Source organism: Streptomyces sp. NPDC006624 (genome assembly GCF_040611555.1).
Lineage (GTDB): Bacteria > Actinomycetota > Actinomycetes > Streptomycetales > Streptomycetaceae > Streptomyces.
Genome location: NZ_JBEXOM010000024.1, coordinates 70222 through 85590, shown reverse-complemented (window position 1 = coordinate 85590; position 15369 = coordinate 70222). Strand labels below are relative to the sequence as shown.

The following is a 15369-nucleotide window of genomic DNA, read 5'->3' as shown; positions in this document are numbered from 1 at the left end:
TCCCCCACGGCACGGGCCGCGCCTCCCCCTCCCGCACTTCCGACCGAGGAGAGGTCATGCCTCCGCGTACGACCGACAGCACACCGGAGAGGCCCGGCGACGGCTGCCGCCCGGCCCCTGCCCCCGAGGCCGAGCCCGCCGGGCGAGGACCCGACGGGCGGGACGGGGGCCCGGCTGCCGGTGCGGGGACCGCGGAGCGGGGTGCGGGGCGGGGCGGCGCAACCGGGTTGGGTGATGGCCGGGTTGAGTCTCTTGGCGACCGGCAGAGCCGGGCTCAGACCCCGGACGGACAGCACGCCACGACAGGGACCGGCCACGGCCCGACAGACGCCGCCGATCTCCAGAGCGACGCCAGCGCGGTCAGGTCCGGAACCGGCGCGGCGAATCCGCCCGTCTCCGACCCGCCCGGCCCGCCCGCCGGCGGTGGGTCTGACCCCCGTCCCTCCGGTGAGGACGCCCCCGGAGAGGACACCCCCGGCGGCGAGCGTGCTCCCCGTCCCGCCGCAGCAGACGAGGGTGCCGGCGTGCGCGTCGCCGCGCTGCGGCGGGTCGCGGACGGTGGGCGGCGGTGGCGGGCGCTGCATCTGGCCGGGTGTGCCGCGCTGCTGGCCGTGGCGCTGACCGGCGGGGCCATCGCCCTCGGGGGCGCGCAGGAGAACGGGGCCGGGGTCGACGCCGTGTCCGCGGCCGGGGCCCTGTCGCCCGGTGACCTCGCCCGGGGGGATCTCGACGCCGGGATCGTGGCGCTGCAGGCCCATCTGCGGGCGCAGCCGAAGGACTTCGCAAGGTGGGCCACCCTCGGCACCGCCTACGTCGAGCAGGCCAGGACCAAGGGCGACCCCTCCCGGTACCCGCAGGCGGAGCGCGCGCTGAAGCGGTCCCTCGCGCTGCGGCCCGGCAACGACCAGGCGCTGGCCGGCCGGGCCGCTCTCGCCGCCGCCCGGCACGACTTCCCCGGCGCCCTGCGCCACGCCGACCGCGCCCTGAAGCAGAACCCGTACAACGAACGCGCCCTGTGCACCCGTGTCGACGCGCTCGTCGAACTCGGCCGGTACGACGACGCCGCCGAGGCCGCGGCGACCGCGGACGACCGGCGTCCGGGCCTGCCGGTCTTCACGCGGTACGCCTACGTGCACGAGCTGCGCGGCGACGTCCGCACGGCGCGCGAGGTGCTGGAGCGCGCCCTGGCATCCGCGCACGCCCCCGCCGACATCGCGTACGTGGCGACTGCGCTCGGCCAACTCGCCTGGAACCAGGGCGAGTACGACAAGGCCCTCGGCCACTACGCCCGGGCCCTCGGCGCCGACGACGCGTACCTGCCCGCGCTGGAGGGACGCGCCCGGGCCCAGGCCGCGCGGGGCGACCGGGCGGCCGCGATACGGGGGCTGGAGCAGGTCGTCGCCCGCTCCCCGCTGCCCGGCCCGCTCGTCGCGCTCGGTGAGCTGTACGAGGAGCGCGGCGCCGACGGCGACCGGGCCAGGGCCCGCGACCAGTACGCCCTCGTCGACGCCTGGACGTCCCTCGCCCGCGCGGGCGGTGTCAACGCCGACCTCGACTCGGCCCTGGCCGCCGCCGACCACGGCGACGGCAAGGAGGCCCTGCGCGCGGCCCGCGCCGAGTGGGACCGCCGCCGCAGCGTGCACACCGCCGACGCCCTCGCCTGGGCGCTGCACGTCAACGGCCGGGACGAGGAGGCACTGCCGTACGCCCGGCGGGCCACCGCGACCGGCTACCGCAACGCGGCCTTCCTCTACCACCGCGGGATCATCGAACGCGCCGCCGGCGACGAGCGAGGCGCCCGCGAGCACCTGAAGGCCGCCCTGGACCTGAACCCCGGCTTCTCGCCCCTCGGCGCGCGCGAGGCCCATACCGTACTCAAGGACCTGGAGGCGAACCGGTGACCCTGCGCCGGCTGTTCGCGTCCGGCGCCGCCGTCCTCACGGCCGCCTGCGCGCTCACCCTGCTGCCCGCCGCCACGGCGAGCGCCCACCCGCTGGGCAACTTCACCGTCAACCGCTACGACGGCCTGGTCGCCGCCCCCGGCGAGCTGCGCGTCCACCACGTCGAGGACCTCGCCGAGATCCCGGCGACCCAGGCGAAGCCGGACATCGAGCGGCTGGGCATGGGCAGGTGGGCCCGCGAGCGGTGCGCCACGGCGGCCGCGGACAGCGGGCTCACCGTCGACGGCCGCGCCGTGGCGCTCACCGCCGAACGCAGCCACGCGCGCGTGCGGCCCGGGCAGGCGGGGCTCGACACCCTCCGTGTGGAGTGCGAGCTGACCGCTCCCCTGCCGTCGCGGCAGGACGACGGGAAGGAGGGCGGGACGGACGACGGGAAGGACGGGGTGTCCCTCGGCTTCCGGGGCGCGGGCGCCTCGTCCGGGCCGGGCTGGCGGGAGATCACGGCGCGCGGCGACCGGATGACGCTCACCGCGTCGGACGTCCCGGAGAAGTCGGTCTCGGGTGAACTGACGCGATATCCGGAGGAGTTGCTGTCCTCACCGGCCGACACCGCGGCCGCCTCCCTGCGGGTGCGCCCGGGCGGTCCGGCCCTGGCCGGGCAGGAGGGGGACGCCCCCGCGGCCTCCGTGCTCCCGCGCGGCGCCGACCGCTGGACGCGGGCCCTGGACGAACTCGTCGCCCGGCACGACCTGACCGCCGGCTTCGCCGCGCTGGCCCTCGGCATCGCCGTCGTCCTCGGCGCGATGCACGCGCTCGCCCCGGGCCACGGCAAGACCATCATGGCCGCGACGGCGGCGGCCCGGGGCGGCCACGCCCGGATGAAGGACGTCCTGCCCATGGCGGCGTCGGTGACGGTCACCCACACCCTCGGCGTGATCGCCCTCGGCCTGCTGGTCACGGCGGGTTCGGCGGCGGCGCCCTCGGTGATCGCCTGGCTCGGCGTCGCGAGCGGCATCCTGGTGACGCTGGCGGGCGCGAGCCTGGTCCGCCGCGCCCTGCGCCACCGCGCCCCCGCGCACGGCCACGGCCACGGCCACGGCCACGGCACCGACGGTCACACGCACACGCACGCACCCGACGGCGGGAGCCCCGGCCACGCCCACGCGCACGACCACCACCACGGCGACGGTCATGACCACACACCCGGTCATGACCACACACCCGGTCATGCCCACAAAGACGGCCCCGATCACGGCCACAGCCACCCGCACGACCACAGCCACCCTCGTCCGCATCCCCACCCCCACTCCCACCCCCACACGGTCGAGCACACCCACGGCGGGTTCACGCACAGCCACCCCGTCGCCCCCACCCTGCGCGGCACGATCCTCATGGGCTTCGCCGGCGGCCTGGTGCCCAGCCCGTCCGCCGTCGTCGTGCTCGTCGGCGCGGCGGCCCTCGGGCAGGCCTGGTTCGGGTTGCTGCTCGTCGTCGCCTACGGCGTCGGGCTGGCGCTGACGCTCACGGCCGCCGGGTACGCCGTCGTCAAGGCGGGCAGCGGCATGACCCGGCTGCTGGACCGGCGCCCCCGCTGGACGTCCGGCCCGGTCGCCGCCCTGGTGCGCCGGACCGCCCCGCTCGGGTCCGCCTTCGCGGTGGTCGTCCTCGGGGCAGGACTCGTGTTCAAGGGGGCGGCATCCGCACTGGGCTGAGTTACGTTCGTGAGGAGATCCGACGTGGTGGGGAAAACAGACCTCATGGAGATTCCGCCCGGCTGCGAATGGGGGCGCCGTGTACGGAGAACCGGGCCATGAGCGGGTGATCGCGGGCCGCTACCGGCTGCTGGCGCCGCTCGGCGAAGGCGGTATGGGGACGGTGTGGCGCGCCCGCGACGAGGTGCTGCACCGCGAGGTCGCCGTCAAGGAGGTGCGGGCCCCGGCGGGGCTGGCGGGCGACGACGTGCGGCGGATGTACGCCCGGCTGGAGCGGGAGGCCTGGGCGGCGGCCCGGGTCGCCAACCGCAACGTCGTGACGGTGTACGACGTGGCGAGCGACGAGGGCCGGCCGTGGATCGTCATGGAGCTGGTCCGCGGACTGTCCCTGGCCGAGGTCCTCGACGCCGAGGGCCCGATGCCGCCGCAACGGGCCGCGCACATCGGCGCCGAGGTGCTGGCCGCGCTGCGGGCCGCGCACGAGGCCGGGGTGCTGCACCGGGACGTGAAACCGGCCAACGTGCTGATCTCCAACGACGGGCGGATCGTGCTCACCGACTTCGGCATCGCCATGGTCGAGGGCAGCTCCGCGCTGACCATGACGGGGGAGGTCATCGGCTCGCCCGAGTTCCTCGCCCCGGAGCGGGCGCTGGGGCGCACGCCCGGCCCGGAGTCCGACCTGTGGTCGCTCGGAGTGCTGCTGTACGCGGCGGTCGAGGGCTTCTCCCCGTTCCGTCACGACACCCCGCTGAGCACGCTGCGCGCGATCGTCGACGAGGAGCTGCCGCCACCGCGCCGGGCGGGGCCGCTCGCCCCGGTCATCGAGGGGCTGCTGCGCAAGGATCCGGAGCAGCGGCTGCCGGCCGAACGGGCCGAGCAGGAGCTGCGGACCGTCGCCGCGGGCGGCGCGCCGCGCGCGGGCACCGTACGGACGGTGCCGTTCCCGCCGACGGCCGCGGGCCGCGCGGAGCCCTCGCCGACGCCCCCGACGCCCTTCCCGGGCGGGACGGCGGCGTCCGGTGCGACCGCGGCGACGGCCGGGACACCGCAGGACCGCGAGGGCGACCGGCGCTCCGGCCGGGTGCTGGTCGCGGGTGTGGTGGCGCTGGCGCTCGCGGTGGGCGGGCTGACGTACGCGCTGCTGAACAAGGACGGCGGCGGCTCGGGCGACCGGGGCGCGGGGGCGAGCGCGCCGGCCGGGACCAAGGGCCCCCCGCAGAACACGGGGAGCGGCAAGGCCAGTCCGTCCCCGACGCCCAGTGAGAGCGAGAGCGAGGAGAGCAGCCCGCCGCCGCAGTCGGTGCGGGTGGCGCTGGAGGGCTCGCGCACGGACTACTCGGGTCCGTGTCCGCCGCCGAGCCGGGAGGCGCCGCGCTTCACGGCGACGATCACGGTGGGGCGGCTGCCGGCCGAGGTGCGCTACCGCTGGGTGACGCGGGACGGTTCGGTGCTGGACGGGGGCTGGAAGACGCTGTCGTTCCCGGAGGGCGGCGGCCGTTCGCGGCAGGACGCGGTCAGTGTGACGACCCGTGAGGAGTCGGGGTCGTTCGAGAACGAGATCAGTGTCGAGGTGCGGGAGCCGGTGCGCACCTCGTCCGAGTCGGTGCCGTTCTCGCTGAGCTGTGAGACGGAGACCCCGACGGGCGGGGCCTCCCCTTCTCCTTCGGACACGGCGGGGGACCCGGACGACGGGTCCGGGTCCGGTGGGGGCTGAGCGGTCAGTCGTTGGCGTTGAGCACGGGCAGGTAGCCGCCCGACTGGCCGGGGGCCTTCGGGTGGTACGACTCGCCGATGTTGAGCCAGTTGACGCTGTGCAGCCAGGAGTTGCCGGAGCAGATCTCGTGGCCGGTGAAGGTGCCGCGCACGTCACCGAAGGCGAAGCCGTGGTTCGCGGCGCGCTTGGCGATGGCGCTGTTCAGGTGGTCGGAGGCGTCGTTGATGGCCTTGCGCTTGGTCTCGGACAGACCGAGGCAGGACGTGCCCAGCTTGTAGAAGCGGGGGTAGCCGAGCACGACGACCCGGGCGTTGGGGGCCTTGGAGCGGATCGCGGAGTACACGCTGTCGAGCTTGCCGGGGAGCGTGGAGTCGACGTAGGCGCGGGCGGTGTTGATGCGCGAGATGCAGGTGCTGTCGGACTGGGTCACACAGGTCGTCATGACGTCGGCGAAGCCGGCGTCGTTGCCTCCGACGCTGACGGAGACGAGGGCGGTGGCGCTGCTCAGCGGGCCGAGCTGTCCGGACAGAACATCACCCGTACGGGCCCCGGAACAGGCCGTGAAGTCGAAGGCGGAGGGTGAGTTGGCGGCGGCCCAGAGGTAGGGGTAGGCCTTCGTGCTGCGCTTGCAGTCGCCGCTGGATCCGATGTAGCTGCCGGCGCCGACTCCGGAGGAGTAGGAGTCACCGAGCGCTGCGTAGGGGCCCGTTGCGGCGAGTTCGGACGCCTGCGCCGTGGCCGCCCCGGTGAGGGCGGTGCCGACGGCGAGGAGGAGCGAGCTCACAAGGACGACAAATGGGGAACGTCTCATGGAACCTCCCTTTAGCAGGATCTCTGCCACAACCGTGGTAGCAGCTACGCGTGTTGACGGGAAGTGTTCATGACAAGCCTTTTCGGCCCTCTTCACGGCTCGTGGCGCGTTCACAGCGCCTCGGGCCACCTTTCCGGCCCCCCTTGTTGCGCGTTCATGACAAATTTGTTGACTGACGCTCAAGTCCCTTGTTCTACGCCGGTAGATGGTCGACGCTTTACGACGGCCGGGAGCGGAACGCGACGCTCCCGGTCCGTGTGCGCGAGCACGCGCACATCCCCCACATGACGCGCGCCCCACCCAGGCGCGCGCCGCCAAGAGGAGGACTCCCTCGTAATGGCACACCTGCGTAGCAAGAGAATCGGGTTCGCCGCGCTCACCTCACTGGCGACCGCCGCCCTGGTGGGCGGACTGACCGCCCTCCCGGCCCAGGCCGCGCCCGCCGAGGGCCGGGTGCTCGCCGCGGACTCCCCGACGGCGATCAAGGACAGCTACATCGTCACGCTCCGCAAGAGCGCGGGCCTGAAGGCGTCCTCAGCCGCCGGCAAGGGTCTCGTCAAGGAGTACGGCGGCACGGTCGAGAAGACGTTCGGCAAGGCGCTGAACGGCTACACCGCCGAGCTGTCCGCCACCGAGGCCAGGCGGCTCGCCGCCGACCCGGCGGTGGCCTCCGTCGAGCAGAACCAGCGCGTGACGCTCGCGGCCACCCAGACCAGCGCTCCCTGGGGCCTGGACCGCATCGACCAGGCCTCGCTGCCGCTCTCGGGCACCTACACCTACCCGGACAGCGCGGGCAGCGGCGTGACGGTCTACGTCATCGACACCGGCGTACGCATCACCCACCAGCAGATCAGCGGCCGCGCGGCGCACGGCTACGACGCCGTCGACGGCGACAGCAACGCCTCCGACGGCAACGGTCACGGCACCCATGTGGCCACCACCATCGCGGGCTCGACCTACGGGGTCGCCAAGAAGGCGAAGATCGTGGGTGTCCGGGTGCTGAACAACAGCGGCTCCGGGACCACGGCCGGCGTGATCGCCGGCATCGACTGGGTGACGCGGAACCACTCCGGCCCGTCGGTCGCCAACATGTCGCTCGGCGGCGGCGCCTCCGCCGCGCTGGACACGGCCGTGCGCAACTCCATAGCCAGCGGCGTCACGTACGCCGTCGCCGCGGGCAACAGCAGCACCACCGCCTCCTCGTCCTCCCCGGCCCGGGTCGGCGAGGCGATCACCGTCGGCGCCACCACCAGCACCGACGCCAAGGCGAGCTACTCCAACTACGGCTCGGCCCTGGACATCTTCGCGCCCGGCTCGTCGATCACGGCCGGCTGGCACACCAGCGACACCGCGACCAACACCATCTCCGGCACCTCGATGGCGACCCCGCACGTGGCGGGCGCCGCCGCGGTCTACCTGGCGGGCCACACCTCCTCCACCCCGGCCCAGGTCGCCTCGGCCCTGGTGAACGGCGCGGTCACCGGCAAGGTCACCAGCGCCGGCTCGGGCTCGCCGAACCGGCTGCTGCAGCTGGTGCCGTAACCGGCAGGACTCGCACACCTGAACACACGTTCCCCGGAGGCGCGGGCCGCCTCCGGGGAACGGCTGTTCCTATGACCGGAATCTTCACCTCGTGTCACACGAAACGCCTTTGACACCGGCCAAACCAACAAAAACGTGAGCGGCCGTTCCAGGTCTTGCCATACGGGTTCAATCGTCAATACCGTCATACATCTCACCCGCATCGGTCCGTCGCTACGCGGCTCCAGGGGAGGGCTCAGGGACCGCGACGAACCGGCGCGGGGCGCGGTAGGGGGGTGCCGTGCTCGGTGACCGCGATGGTGACCGGGCCGTGCCGCGCGGTCGGCTGCCGTTTTTCGCAGCAGGCCAGCTTTGCCAGCTCACCCGGCGTGCCCGAAGCTCCGGCTCGGCGTGCCACGGGTGAGAACCCCCCTTTCGAACCGGACTGGATCCGGACTGCCCTGGGGGGGCGGTCCACCGGACGAGAGGGACCAGACCCATGAGTTCAGTTCTGCAGCCGGCCGTGACGGACGGGCCTCCGCCGGCCAGCGCCACCTACCGGCCCGTCTCCTCGCACCTGGCGATCGCCCCGCCGGTGAGCGTGGTCATCCCGGCCATGAACGAGGCGGAGAACCTCCCGTACGTCTTCAAGACGCTGCCCGGCTGGATCCACGAGGTGGTCCTGGTCGACGGCAACTCCACCGACGGCACCGTCGAGGTGGCCCGCGGGCTGTGGCCGGAGGTCAAGGTCGTCGAACAGCGCGGCAAGGGCAAGGGAGACGCCCTGATCACCGGTTTCCAGGCGTGCACCGGCGACATCATCGTGATGGTCGACGCGGACGGCTCGGCCGACGGCGGCGAGATCCTCAGTTATGTCTCCGCCCTGGTCTCCGGCGCCGACTTCGCCAAGGGCTCCCGCTTCGCCAACGGCGGCGGCACCGACGACATGACCTTCATCCGCAAGTTGGGCAACCGGGCGCTGTGCTCGGTCGTCAACCGCAAGTTCGGCGCCCGTTACACCGACCTCTGCTACGGCTACAACGCCTTCTGGCGGCACTGCCTGGACAAGATCGACCTCGACTGCACCGGCTTCGAGGTCGAGACGCTGATGAACATCCGGGTCGTCAAGGCCGGGCTCAAGGTGCAGGAGATCCCGAGCCACGAGTACCTCCGCATCCACGGCACCAGCAACCTGCGGGCCGTGCGCGACGGGCTGCGCGTGCTGAAGGTGATCCTCAAGGAGCGCTCCAACCGCCGTGCGCTGCGCCGCCGCTCGCCCCGGTCCCCGATGACCGACGCGGTCCGGGGGGAGGTCTCTTGAGCGGTCCCGACGTCTCCGTCGTGATCTGCGCGTACACCGAGGACCGCTGGGAGGACATCCTCGCGGCGGTCTCCTCGGTGCGGGCGCAGTCGCGGCCGCCCCGCGAGACGCTGCTGGTCGTCGACCACAACCCGGCCCTCCTGGACCGTCTCGGCCGGGAGTACAAGGAGACCGGCGAGGTGCGGGTGCTCGCCAACACGGGCCCCCGCGGCCTGTCCGCCGGCCGCAACACCGGCATCGCCGCCGCACGCGGCGAGATCGTCGCCTTCCTCGACGACGACGCCGTGGCCGAGCGCGACTGGCTGCTCCACTTCACCGAGGCGTACGCCGACCCCCGCGTGATGGCGGTCGGCGGGCGCACGGTGCCGGTCTGGGCGTCGGGGCGGCGGCCGGACTGGTTCCCGGAGGAGTTCGACTGGGTGGTCGGCTGCACCTACCGGGGGCTGCCGCGCGGCCGGGTGCGGGTGCGCAACGTGCTGGGCGGCAACGCCTCGTTCCGCCGCAGCGCCTTCGAGGCGGCGGGCGGATTCGCGACCGGCATCGGACGGGACGGCGACAAACGCCCGCTGGGCTGCGAGGAGACGGAACTGTGCATCCGCCTGACCCGTGCCCGGCCGGACGCGGTGCTGCTGATCGACGACCGGGCGGTGATCCACCACCGGGTGCCCGAGGCACGCGAGCACTTCCGCTACTTCCGCACCCGCACCTACGCCGAGGGCCTGTCCAAGGCGCTGGTGGCCCGCAGCGTCGGCACGGAGAAGGGGCTCGAGTCCGAACGCCGGTACGCCACCCGGGTCCTGCCGGCCGGGGTGGCCCGGGGACTGCGGGACGCCCTGCTGGCCCGGCCGGGCGGCGCCGGGCGGGCGGGCGCGATCCTGGCCGGGGTGCTCACGGCGGCGGGCGGGTACGCCGTCGGCAGTGTCCGGGCGCGCCGGGGCGGCACCACGTTCCAGGTGCCCGAGGTGGGGGTGACGGCCCGTGAGTGACGACGCCCGGGTGCCGATCCTCATGTACCACGCGGTCGCGGCCGACCCGGCCGAGGCGACCCGCGCCCTGTCCGTGACCCCGGAGGCGTTCGCCGAGCAGATGGCGGTGCTCGCCGACCGGGGCCTCACCCCGCTCACCGCGGCCGGCCTCGCGGCCTGCTGGCGCTCCGGCCGCCCGCTGCCCGGGCGGCCGGTCCTCATCACCTTCGACGACGGCTACGAGGGCGTGCACCGGCACGCCCTGCCCGCCCTGGTCAAGCACGGCTTTGCGGCCACCCTGTTCGTCTCGACCGGGTGGCTGAGGGGCCCGTACGACACCGGGGGCGGCCCGGACACCATGCTCGGCTGGGACCAGGTCCGCGAACTCGCCGGGGCCGGCGTCGAGATCGGCGGGCACAGCCACAGCCATCCGCAGCTCGACCAGGTCTCCGACCCCGCCCTGCGGTTCGAGCTGATCCACTGCCGGGAGATCATCACCGACCAGCTCGGCGCCGCACCGGCGTCGTTCGCCTACCCCTACGGCCACTCCACCCGCCGGGTCCGGCAGGCGGTGCGCGAGACGGGGTACGCCCAGGCCCTCGCGGTCGGCAACGGCCTCGCGCGCCGGGCGCAGGGGCCGTACGCCCTGCGGCGCGTGACGGTGCGCCGCCGCACGGGCATCGAGGAGTTCGAGCGGGTGGTCGAGGGGCGTGCGATCACCCGTACGTTCGCCGGGGACCGTGCCCTCACCAAGGGGTACGCCCTGGTGCGCGGGGCCCGGCGGACCCGCCGGGCGGTCTCGCGCCCCGGCGGCTGACCCGGACACGGGCGACCGCCGCGCGCACCGGGAAACCGCGTGCACGCGGCGGTCTCGTGGCGGATCATGGCGGCATGTCTGGAAACCCGCACGAGGCGCTGCCGATCCGGCTCAACGTCGACGACTCCGACTCCCCGTCCGATGTCGTCGACGCGCTGTTCCTCGGCCGTTTCGCGACGGGCGAGCAGCCGTACTCCCACGCGGCGAACATCGACCGCGTCCGCTCCGGGGCGGCCCTGATGCCCCCGGGCGCCCGCGTGCTGCGCGTCGCCCGCGACGACGACCGCAGCGCGACCCTCGCCGAGGGCGACGGCTGGACGCTGCTCGTCTCCCGCTGGAACCGGGGCGCCGACGTCACGGTCACGGCGACCAGCGCGGAGCTGGCGCAGAAGATCCTCGGCCAGGCCACGGACGGCGCGGCGGACGAACCCGAACCGCAGCCGGAGAACGTCACGATGGGCTTCTGGTACGTCTCCCCGCGCCGCGGCCCGCACCGCACCACCCGCCAGATCGCCGCGGGCACCTGGGAGGAGGTCCGGCCCAACTACACCGCGCCCGTGGCGGACGCCATGGACCGGCTGATGAAGACGACGCCGGAGGACGTCGCGGGCCGTCTGCTGCTGCTGCACGGCCCGCCGGGCACGGGAAAGACGTCGGCGCTGCGCACCCTGGCCCGCTCCTGGCGCGACTGGTGCCAGATCGACTGCGTGCTGGACCCGGAGCGGCTCTTCAACGACGTCGGCTACCTGATGGACATCGCGATCGGCGAGGACGACGCGACGGGCAAGGGCCGCTGGCGGCTGCTGCTCCTGGAGGACTGCGACGAGCTGATCCGCGGCGAGGCCAAGCACACGGCGGGCCAGGCGCTGTCGCGGCTGCTGAACCTGACGGACGGACTGCTCGGCCAGGGCCGCAACGTCCTGGTCGGCGTCACCACCAACGAGGACCTGGAGCGCCTGCACCCGGCCGTCGTCCGCCCGGGCCGCTGCCTGGCCCGCATCGAGGTGGGTCCGCTGACCCGTGCGGAGGCGGTGAGCTGGCTGGGCCGCGAGGACGGCGTCGGCCGCGAGGGCGCGACGCTGGCGGAACTGTACGCGCTGCGGCGGGGCACGTCCCCGACGGCGCTGCCGGAGCCGCGCGAGGGCGCCGACGCGGGGCTGTACCTGTAGGGGGTCGGCGGGAGACCGGCGGGAGATCGGCGGGAGCTCCCGGCCGGGCGGTGTTTTGATGGGTCTATGACCCTGTTCGTCGGCACGTCCGGGTGGCAGTACAAGGACTGGCGGGACGTCCTGTACCCGTCCGGGCTGCCGATGCGGCTCTGGCTCGAGGAGTACGCGCGGCACTTCGCGACCGTCGAGATCAACAACGCGTTCTACCGGCTGCCGGCCCGGGAGACCTTCCAGGACTGGCGCGGGCGGGTGCCGGAGGACTTCGTCGTCGCGGTCAAGGCGAGCCGCTATCTGACCCACATCAAGCGGCTGAAGGACCCCGGGGAGCCGGTGCACCGGCTGATGAGCCACGCGGCGGGCCTCGGCGACCGCCTCGGCCCGGTGCTCCTCCAGCTCCCGCCCACCCTGCGCGCCGACGCCGCCCTGCTGGACGCCTGCCTCGCCTGCTTCCCGGCCTCGACCAGGGTCGCCGTCGAACCCCGCCACGCCTCCTGGTGGACGCCGGAGGTCCGCGCGGTCCTGGAGTCGCGGCGGGCCGCCCTGTGCTGGGCCGACGTCCTGGCCCGCCCGGCGACACCGCTGTGGCGCACCACCGACTGGGGCTACGTCCGCTTCCACCAGGGCCGCGCGCGGCCGTGGCCCCGCTACGGCCGCCGCTCCCTGACCACCTGGCTCGACCGCATCGCCACGACCTGGACGCACGGCGAGGACGTGTACGCGTACTTCAACAACGACCCCGGGGGCGCGGCGGTGGAGGACGCCAGGGTGTTCGCACGGGTGGGCGGATCGGCGGGCCTGGACGTCACCCGCACGCCGGAGCACCTGGTCCGGACGTGACGGCCCGCCCCCTCCCGGGCGCGGCCCGCGGCCGGTGACGCCTACTGCGCGTACGCCGCCCGCAGGGCGTCCCGCACCGCCGCCAGCGCGTCCGCCTCGGTGAGCCCGAGCCGCCGCGCCCGCTCCGCGTAGGCCTGCGCGGCGGTCGCCGCCTCCCGTTCCGCGGCCGAGCCGGCGGCGGCCACGAACGTGCCGTTGCGCCCCCGCGTCTCGATCACGCCGTCGGCCTCCAGCGCCCGGTACGCCTTGGCCACGGTGTTCGCCGCGAGCCCCAGCGACTCGGCCAGTCCCCGCACGGTCGGCAGCCGGTACCCCACCGGCAGCTCCCCCGACCGCGCCTGCTCGGAGATCCGGGCCCGCACCTGCTCGTACGGCGGGGCACTGTCGTCGATGTCGATCTTCAAGGTCACAGCCCGATTGTCGCGCACCGCACGGAAAATGAGAGGCACCCGGAGGGCGCCCCCGCGTACCGTGCGCCCCCATGACCGTGATCGTGCGCGACCTGCGCCCCGACGTCCGAGCCGACGCCGAGGGATTCTCCCGGACCCGCCGGCTGGCACTCCCCTACATGCTGTCGACCCCCGAGTCCGTGGTGCACACCCTGACGCACGCCCACCCGGACGCCCGCTTCGGGCAGCTCGTGGCCGAGGAGGACGGCGAGATCATCGGCACCGCCCAGGTGAGCCTCGCCCACGACAGTCCGGAGCCCGGCCAGGGCTCGGCCAACATCTACGTGCAGCCCGGCCGCAGGAACCGCGGTGCGGGTTCGCTCCTGCTGCGCACCGCCGAGGAGCGCCTGGCCTCCCTGGGCGTCACCAGGCTGTTCGCCTGGGTGCTGGACGAGCCGGAGAACCGCGCCTTCGCCGAGCGGAAGGGCTTCACGGCCAGCCGTTCCGCCTACTTCCTGCGCCTGGACCTCGCGACCGGGCCGCTGCCGCCCCGCCAGGACCCGCCGCCGGGGGTGGAACTGCGCACGGCGGCCGACTTCGCCGACGACCCGCGCCCGGTGTTCGAACTGGACGCGGTGACGTCGTCGGACGAACCGAGCGACATCGAGGTGCGGTTCACGGACTACGAGGCGTGGCTGGAGGAGACCTGGAAGCACCCGCTGCTGAACCGGGAGCTGACCACGGTCGCCGTCGTCGACGGCCGGCCCGCCGCCTTCAGCGTGGCCTACACCGACGACGACCTGCGCTACGGCACCGCCATGACCGGCACGGCCCGGGAGTTCCGCGGCCGGGGCCTGGCGAAGCTGGCCAAGAACGACTCCCTGCACCGCGCCCGTGCGGCGGGGTGCACGGAGGCGTTCACCGGCAACGACACGGGCAACGAACCGATGATCGCCATCAACCAGTGGTTCGGGTACGAGATCTGTGCGACGGAGGTGCGCTATGTCCGCGAACTCGGCTGACGGGCCGCAGCAGCTGGACGTCGTCCTCGTCAAGGCGGGCCGTACGAAGATCCGTTACCCCGCGGAGCTCCTGGCGGACGACGGCACGCGCATCGTGGTCCGGGCCCCCTGGGCCGGCTCCGGCGTGCGCGACTTCGGCTTCGTCCGCTTCGAGCCGGGGGACGTCTTCACCGAGTACTACTGGCGTGACCGCTGGTACGCCGTCAAGGAGGTCCGCTCCGCCGCGGGCATGCTCAAGGGCTGGTACTGCGACGTCACCCGCCCGGCCCTGCTCTCCGGCTCCGGCTCCGGCTCCGGCTCCGGCTCCGAGCTGACGGTCGAGGACCTCGACCTGGACCTGTGGCTCTCCGGGGACGGCACGGACGTGCGCCGCCTGGACGAGGACGAGTTCGCGGCCGGCGGCCTGACGGAGACGGACCCCGAAGCGGCGGCGGCCGCCCTGGCGGCCCTCGACGAACTGGAGGCCCTCGCCCGCGAGCACGCCCTGCCGTCACTGCTGACCTGAGGCTCCCCGGACCGCGACCACCGCGTACCGCTCGTCCGTCACCGTCCTGCCCCACAGCAGCGCATCGCCGGAGAGCCGCTCCACGCGCGGCGGGCCGGCGATCGGGGCGAGCAGAGCGGTGACCCGCTCCACCGGTATCCCGGCCGCCTCGGCGCCGCCGCCCCAGACGCCTTCGACCAGCACGAGCCGCCCTCCGGGCCGCAGCAGCCCGTACCAGTGGCGCAGGGCGCGGCCGGGGTCGGGCAGGGCCCACAGCACGTGCCGGACGAGCACGGCGTCGAAGCGCTGCTCCCCGAGGGGCGGGGCCGCCGCGTCACCGAGGAGGAACACCGCGTCACGTCCGGCGAGCTTCTCCCGGGCGCGCGTCACCATCGCGGGCGAGAGGTCCACGCCGGTCACCCGGTGCCCCTGCTCGGACGCGAGGAGTGAGAGGCTGCCGGTGCCGCAGCCGAGGTCCAGGACGTCGCCCGGGCGTCCGGGCAGCCAGTCGCGCAGCCGGCCGGCCCAGGCCCGGCGCACTGCGGGGTCGCGCAGGCCGTGGTCCGGTTCGTCGTCGAAGGACGCCGCCCGCGCGTCCCAGTCCACGTCCGTGTTCGCCGAGGTCACGTCGTCACTCCCGTCCGTCATGGGCCCCAGCGTGACACCCGCCACTGACAACCGGATGGTGACCGGCGTCACAGACAGA

At 74.2% G+C, this 15369-nt stretch carries 14 protein-coding genes; 11 read left to right on the top strand and 3 right to left on the bottom strand.

What is annotated here, in order from left to right:
• The first annotated feature begins 56 nt into the window (after positions 1–56).
• From ABZY20_RS32115 to ABZY20_RS32105, 3 genes are all read left to right on the top strand, one after another.
• Positions 57–1901, top strand: a complete 1845-nt coding sequence (locus ABZY20_RS32115) for a hypothetical protein (RefSeq protein WP_356446193.1) — start codon at positions 57–59, stop codon at positions 1899–1901.
• Positions 1898–3613: a nickel transporter gene (locus ABZY20_RS32110; protein ID WP_356446191.1), complete on the top strand. Its 1716-nt coding sequence runs from the start codon at positions 1898–1900 to the stop codon at positions 3611–3613. The genes ABZY20_RS32115 and ABZY20_RS32110 overlap by 4 nt, the downstream gene beginning before the upstream one ends.
• Positions 3614–3692: 79 nt before the next feature.
• The gene (locus ABZY20_RS32105) at positions 3693–5327 is read left to right on the top strand and encodes a serine/threonine-protein kinase (RefSeq protein ID WP_356446189.1); all 1635 of its coding nucleotides are present in this window, start codon (positions 3693–3695) and stop codon (positions 5325–5327) included.
• A gap of 4 nt (positions 5328–5331) precedes the next feature.
• Here the strand turns inward: ABZY20_RS32105 and ABZY20_RS32100 are convergent, their stop codons facing one another.
• Positions 5332–6138, bottom strand: coding sequence for an SGNH/GDSL hydrolase family protein (locus tag ABZY20_RS32100; RefSeq protein ID WP_356446187.1), 807 nt, complete (start codon positions 6136–6138; stop codon positions 5332–5334).
• 336 nt (positions 6139–6474) lie between these two features.
• Between ABZY20_RS32100 and ABZY20_RS32095 the strand changes: the two genes are divergently transcribed.
• From ABZY20_RS32095 to ABZY20_RS32070, 6 genes are all read left to right on the top strand, one after another.
• Positions 6475–7680: a S8 family peptidase gene (locus tag ABZY20_RS32095; RefSeq protein WP_356446185.1), complete on the top strand. Its 1206-nt coding sequence runs from the start codon at positions 6475–6477 to the stop codon at positions 7678–7680.
• Between the two features lie 478 nt (positions 7681–8158).
• On the top strand, positions 8159–8980 hold the full coding sequence (locus tag ABZY20_RS32090) for a glycosyltransferase family 2 protein (protein WP_356446184.1): 822 nt from the start codon (positions 8159–8161) through the stop codon (positions 8978–8980).
• On the top strand, positions 8977–9966 hold the full coding sequence (locus ABZY20_RS32085; protein ID WP_356446182.1) for a glycosyltransferase family 2 protein: 990 nt from the start codon (positions 8977–8979) through the stop codon (positions 9964–9966). Before ABZY20_RS32090 ends, ABZY20_RS32085 begins: the two co-directional genes overlap by 4 nt.
• Positions 9967–9988: 22 nt before the next feature.
• Positions 9989–10762, top strand: a complete 774-nt coding sequence (locus tag ABZY20_RS32080; protein ID WP_356446250.1) for a polysaccharide deacetylase family protein — start codon at positions 9989–9991, stop codon at positions 10760–10762.
• 74 nt (positions 10763–10836) lie between these two features.
• Entirely contained in the window at positions 10837–11931 is a 1095-nt protein-coding gene (locus tag ABZY20_RS32075; protein ID WP_356446180.1) for a DUF5925 domain-containing protein, read from the top strand.
• Between the two features lie 66 nt (positions 11932–11997).
• A complete protein-coding gene (locus ABZY20_RS32070) occupies positions 11998–12768 on the top strand; it encodes a DUF72 domain-containing protein (protein WP_356446178.1) in 771 nt (256 codons plus the stop codon).
• Positions 12769–12809: 41 nt separating this feature from the next.
• Here the strand turns inward: ABZY20_RS32070 and ABZY20_RS32065 are convergent, their stop codons facing one another.
• Entirely contained in the window at positions 12810–13178 is a 369-nt protein-coding gene (locus ABZY20_RS32065; RefSeq protein WP_356446177.1) for a GntR family transcriptional regulator, read from the bottom strand.
• Between the two features lie 71 nt (positions 13179–13249).
• Between ABZY20_RS32065 and ABZY20_RS32060 the strand changes: the two genes are divergently transcribed.
• Both ABZY20_RS32060 and ABZY20_RS32055 read left to right on the top strand, forming a co-directional pair.
• Positions 13250–14179 (top strand): GNAT family N-acetyltransferase, encoded by a 930-nt coding sequence (locus tag ABZY20_RS32060; RefSeq protein ID WP_356446175.1) that lies wholly within the window; start codon positions 13250–13252, stop codon positions 14177–14179.
• Entirely contained in the window at positions 14160–14684 is a 525-nt protein-coding gene (locus tag ABZY20_RS32055) for a DUF402 domain-containing protein (protein WP_356446173.1), read from the top strand. The genes ABZY20_RS32060 and ABZY20_RS32055 overlap by 20 nt, the downstream gene beginning before the upstream one ends.
• Here ABZY20_RS32055 and ABZY20_RS32050 read toward each other — a convergent pair.
• Positions 14670–15311, bottom strand: a complete 642-nt coding sequence (locus ABZY20_RS32050) for a class I SAM-dependent methyltransferase (RefSeq protein WP_356446171.1) — start codon at positions 15309–15311, stop codon at positions 14670–14672. The genes ABZY20_RS32055 and ABZY20_RS32050 overlap by 15 nt on opposite strands.
• Between the last annotated feature and the right edge of the window lie 58 nt (positions 15312–15369).